General features: G+C 71.7%; 1 protein-coding gene. It reads left to right on the forward strand.

The genetic code is table 11. The annotated features are described in order from the left end of the window. Nucleotides 1-158: 158 nt before the first annotated feature. Nucleotides 159-1,119 (forward strand): SulP family inorganic anion transporter (locus tag OOT08_RS14325; protein WP_442916257.1); only part of this gene is annotated, 961 nt, incomplete at its 3' end.

Consider the following 1,119-nt stretch of genomic DNA (forward strand, 5'->3'; position numbering starts at 1 on the left):
GATTCTGCTGTGGTTCCTGGTCCAGCTCATGGCCCCCCCCTGAGCGGGGCTCCTCGTCCGCCCCGTGCGGTCGAGGCGTGCGCCCCTTGGGGACACCGTAGCCGGAAACGGCTTCGAGCGGGCGCGTCCGCGTCCGTGCGGCACTCGGCCGAGCCCGCATGGGGCAGAATGGGGCGGTGATCCCCCTGCCGTCCCCGAGCCCCCAGCAGCGCCAGTCGGTGCTCCGGACCCTGCGCACCCCGCGGTGGCTCGGCGTCGAAGTCCTCGCGGGTCTCGTGGTGGCCCTCGCCCTCATCCCGGAGGCCATCGCCTTCAGCGTGATCGCCGGGGTGGACCCGCGGGTCGGCCTCTTCGCCTCCTTCACGATGGCCGTGACGACCGCCATCGTCGGCGGCCGCCCCGCCATGATCAGCGCCGCGACCGGGGCCGTCGCCCTCGTGATCGCCCCGCTCATGGCCTCGCACGGGCTGGACTACCTCATCGCCGCCGTGATCCTCGCCGGAGTGATTCAGGTGCTGCTCGGGCTCCTCGGCGTCGCGAAGCTCATGCGCTTCATCCCGCGCTCCGTCATGATCGGCTTCGTGAACGCGCTCGCAATTCTCGTCGCGCTCGCCCAGCTCCCGCAGCTGATCGGGGTGCCCTGGGCCGTGTACCCGATCGTCGCCGTCGGGCTCCTGCTTATCTGGGGGCTCGGCCGCCTCACGAAGGCGGTGCCCGCCCCGCTCGTGGCAATCGTGGTGCTCACGATCGCCACCGTGCTCGGCGGCATCGACGTCCCCACGGTCGGCGGGGAGGGCGCGCTCCCCGAGGCGCTGCCCGTGTTCTTCCTGCCGCAGGTGCCGCTCACCCTGGACACGCTCGGCATCATCCTGCCCTTCGCGCTCTCGATGGCGCTGGTGGGGCTGCTCGAATCGCTGCTCACCGCCAAGCTCGTGGACGACGTGACCGACACCCGCTCGGACAAGAGCCGCGAGGCCCGGGGGCAGGGCATCGCGAACATCGTCACCGGCTTCCTCGGGGGCATGGGGGGCTGCGCCGTGGTCGGGCAGACGATGATGAACGTGAAGGCCTCCGGCGCACGCACCCGGATCTCCACCCTGATGAGCGGGGTGTTCCTGC

It is taken from the genome of Leucobacter sp. M11, from assembly GCF_035726885.1.
Lineage (GTDB): Bacteria > Actinomycetota > Actinomycetes > Actinomycetales > Microbacteriaceae > JAPFRB01.